Annotated in this window: 3 protein-coding genes; 1 reads left to right on the forward strand and 2 read right to left on the reverse strand. The window is 40.9% G+C overall.

Features of this window, described 5'->3' with window-relative positions; all coding sequences use genetic code 11:
• Positions 1-403 precede the first annotated feature (403 nt).
• Positions 404-544: a hypothetical protein gene (locus F6K20_RS28800; protein ID WP_154659743.1), complete on the reverse strand. Its 141-nt coding sequence runs from the start codon at positions 542-544 to the stop codon at positions 404-406.
• A 527-nt stretch (positions 545-1,071) separates the two neighbouring features.
• Here F6K20_RS28800 and F6K20_RS28805 point away from each other — a divergent pair.
• On the forward strand, positions 1,072-1,248 hold the full coding sequence (locus tag F6K20_RS28805; protein WP_008182110.1) for a hypothetical protein: 177 nt from the start codon (positions 1,072-1,074) through the stop codon (positions 1,246-1,248).
• Between the two features lie 283 nt (positions 1,249-1,531).
• On the opposite strand, the gene F6K20_RS28810 is transcribed toward F6K20_RS28805, so the two are convergent.
• Positions 1,532-3,646 carry an FG-GAP repeat domain-containing protein gene (locus tag F6K20_RS28810; RefSeq protein ID WP_267872013.1) on the reverse strand — a complete coding sequence of 705 codons (2,115 nt, stop codon included), beginning with the start codon at positions 3,644-3,646 and terminating at the stop codon, positions 1,532-1,534.
• Between the last annotated feature and the right edge of the window lie 52 nt (positions 3,647-3,698).

The following is a 3,698-nucleotide window of genomic DNA, read 5'->3' on the forward strand; positions in this document are numbered from 1 at the left end:
TTGCCACTCGAAACAGGCTAAATATCAGCAGCCCTAACCCCACCGCCATTAAGGTAAGTCGGATCGTAGACTTTTTTGTAGCAGTTTGCGCTGAAACGCTGTTAAATATTTACCTGTACTAGTACATGCACCCTCAAGATCAGGTTTCGACTGATGTCCTGACATATCTGTAACTAAAAAGTCTTTAACTCATTGTTTTGATGATCGAGGGTGGATGTTGGCTTTTATGTTGGTTTTAATAGTCAAATTTACTTAGTATTGTGGACTTTTTGGATGATTTTGGGCAATTTTTGGATGATTTTGGCGAGTTTTTGGATGATTTTTATCCAATTTTAGATTTTGGTCGAATTTTATATTGTTTGTGTAAAGTTTGATTTAATTTTTGGATGAAGATAATCAGGCACTAGGGATTAAGTACTTTTAGGGAGAAGTGAGAGTAATGGAGGAAGTGGGGGGAGTGGGGGGATGAGGAGTCAGAACAATAGTAATGGGGCAAGGTGTAGGGAATAAGAATGCGATCGCACCGGTCCTGCCTACTTTTCAAATCCCTTGTCACCCCTTCAGCCCTATCCTTTTAACTCTAGTACTGATTCTGATTCCACCCAAGATTTATCTTGGGTGGAATTGTTTTATGACGTTTGCTCAGGTCTAGCTTTCAAGGGAGCAACGCAGAAGCCAAAAAAGTATAACTAATTTAATTTTAGTTATAAAAACCTAGAGATTTGGCCAAGTTTACGTAATAGTTATCCTGACTTGATCCACTAGTAGGGGTATTTTTCAAATCAACCAAGACATCACTGAATTACTTTTGTCACTTTTTTCATTGATTACCCCCTTGAAATCCTGGAATAAATCCCAGATTATAGTCATGGTATAAGGCAATAAAACCTCTAAACACCCTAGTATATATATTGTTAAAATCGACCAAGATATAACTGAATTACTTTTGTCACTTTTTTCATTCATTAATCCCTTGAAATCCTGGAATAAATTCGAGATGAGAGTCATGGAATGAGGCAATAAAACCTCTAATCCTAAACAAGACAACTTGACTGAATATAAAATTTGCGAATGGCTAACATTACAATCTCTGACCTCGCTATTTCACCTGTTTATGAAAGCTTCATTACTGAACTTGATGAGCAGAATATCAACGGGATTATCGGCGGAAGAACAGTAACAACAACTGTCTCTCCAAATGGTGAAGTTAAGGTTGTTGTTAAAGAGTGCTCAGCATCAATAGCATAACTATAATAATTTCAATCCAGTAAACCATCGATAACTAGTATCAATGGCTAGGATTAAAATCTCAGCTCTATATTCGGCTGAACTAGAGGAAAATTATCTGTTAACTTAAGTATCAGCCGAAGAAATTTATGCTATGCTGGGAGACGCTGCTGAAGAGGTGTTTTACCCACTAAATACCTAATTAGGTATCAAATAATCCTCTGGTATCTATCAGAGGATTATTTGATTAATTCAGCTACTTCTCCATAGACACTACCGAACTAGGTTAGTGTTTAAACAGTGTTTAAGCAATGTTTAACCAACTAGTAGCAAAGAAATTATTGTTATTATTCCAAAGTTCAACTATATCAGACTTATTATCACCATTTAAATCGGTAACTAAGTAATCAGTATCATTTCGAAAGTCCCCTACTTGTGTATTACTGCCCAGGCTAAATCCTCCGCTACCATTACTAATCCAAGTGGCAGCAAAGAAATTATTGTTATCATTCCAAACCTCGATTAGATCAGAGTCACCATCCCCATTTACGTCAGCGACTAAGTAATCAGTATCATCTCGAAATTCTCCTACTTGTGTATTACTGCCCAGGCTAAATCCACCGCTACCATTACTAATCCAAGTGGCAGCAAAGAAATTATTGTTATTATTCCAAACCTCGATTAGATCAGAGTCACCATCCCCATTTACGTCAGCGACTAAGTAATCAGTATCATCTCGAAAGTCTCCTACTTGTGTATTACTGCCCAGGCTAAATCCACCGCTACCATTACTAATCCAAGTGGCAGCAAAGAAATTATTGTTATTATTCCAAACCTCGATTAGATCAGAGTCACCATCCCCATTTACATCAGCGACTAAGTAGTCAGTATCGTTTCGAAAGTCCCCTACTTCTGTATTACTGCCCAGGCTAAATCCACCGCTACCATTACTAATCCAAGTCGCCGCAAAAAACTTATTGTTATTATTCCAAAGTTCAACGAGATCAGAGTCACCATCCCCATTTACATCAGCGACTAAGTAGTCAGTATCGTTTCGAAAGTCCCCTACTTCTGTATTACTGCCGAGGTTAAATCCTCCGCTACCATTACTAATCCAAGTCGCCGCAAAGAACTTATTGTTATTATTCCAAAGTTCAACGAGATCAGATTCACCATCCCCATTTACATCAGCGACTAAGTAGTCAGTATCGTTTCGAAAGTCCCCTACTGCTGTATTATTGCCGAGGTTAAATCCTCCGCTACCATTACTAATCCAAGTGGCAGCAAAAAACTTATTGTTATTATTCCAAAGTTCAACGAGATCAGATTCACCATCCCCATTTACATCAGCGACTAAGTAGTCAGTATCGTTTCGAAAGTCCCCTACTTGAGTTGTTGAACCTAGAGCAAACATGGAAGAGGAGGTAGTGTTGAGCAATACTGAGACGTTGTTGGAGCCAGAGTTGGCCGTCGCAATGTCTGGTTTACCATCGCCGTTGAAATCCCCTACGGTGATGGAAGAGGGATTACTGCCCACATCAAACTGACCAGAAGGGGTAAAGCCTCCTGCACCATTCCCTAATAGCAGTGAGACTTGATCATCACTTGCTGCAGCAATGTCCAAGTTGCCATCACTATTGAAATCCCCCACGGCGACTTCAGAACCTCCACCCGTTGTAAATGGCATGGGAGAACCAAAGCTACCATTTCCATTCCCCAACAACACTGCGATTTCGTTCTCAGCACCAGAACCACTTCCTATCACTAAGTCCAGATTGCCATCTTTGTTGAAGTCTCCCACAGCATCAGGAGCAGCAAAAGACACACCTGTTGGAATCGATATACTAGGCTGAAAGGTTGTTGTCCCGTTCCCTAACAGCAGCGAGACTTCGTTACTGCCACTTCCTGTCACTATATCCAGGTTACCATCGTTGTTGAAGTCCCCCACAGAGGTAGAAAATCCACTAACCCCGGTTGTAACGTCGTTAGTAAATGGAAAGCTCCCCGTCCCATTTCCGAACAACACCGAGACTATACCTGGTGAGGAAAATCTTCCTACGGCTATATCCAAATTTTGATCGCGGTTGAAGTCCCCCACGGCCACGGATAGAGGAATATCCCCTTCGTTGACTTGGGTGGCAGAACCAAAGGTGCCATTGCCATTTCCTAGCAAGACTGAGACCGTGTTATCCGTAGAGGATGTAAAAGGAGTACCAAAGTCTGCGGTCACCAAATCCAGGTTACCATCTTTGTTGAAGTCTCCCACAGCAATGTCAACGGGCAAATTTCCTACGGCAAAGTTCCCACTTAAGCTATAGCTTCCTGCGCCATTATTTAACAGCACCGAGACGTTATCAGAGTCTGAGTTAGCTGTTACCAAATCCAAATCACCATCACCATCAAAGTCTCCGGTGGCAATAGCAGCAGGACTATAGTTATTTTAAATAAGGAGGAGACACTAAGAAGCACAA

Origin of the sequence: Moorena sp. SIO2C4 (genome assembly GCF_010672485.1) — a bacterium.
GTDB lineage: Bacteria > Cyanobacteriota > Cyanobacteriia > Cyanobacteriales > Coleofasciculaceae > Moorena > Moorena producens.

Excerpts from the sequence above, each read along its gene's own strand:
- F6K20_RS28805 (WP_008182110.1), top strand. The coding sequence starts at position 1,072 with ATGGCTAACATTACAATCTCTGACCTCGCTATTTCACCTGTTTATGAA.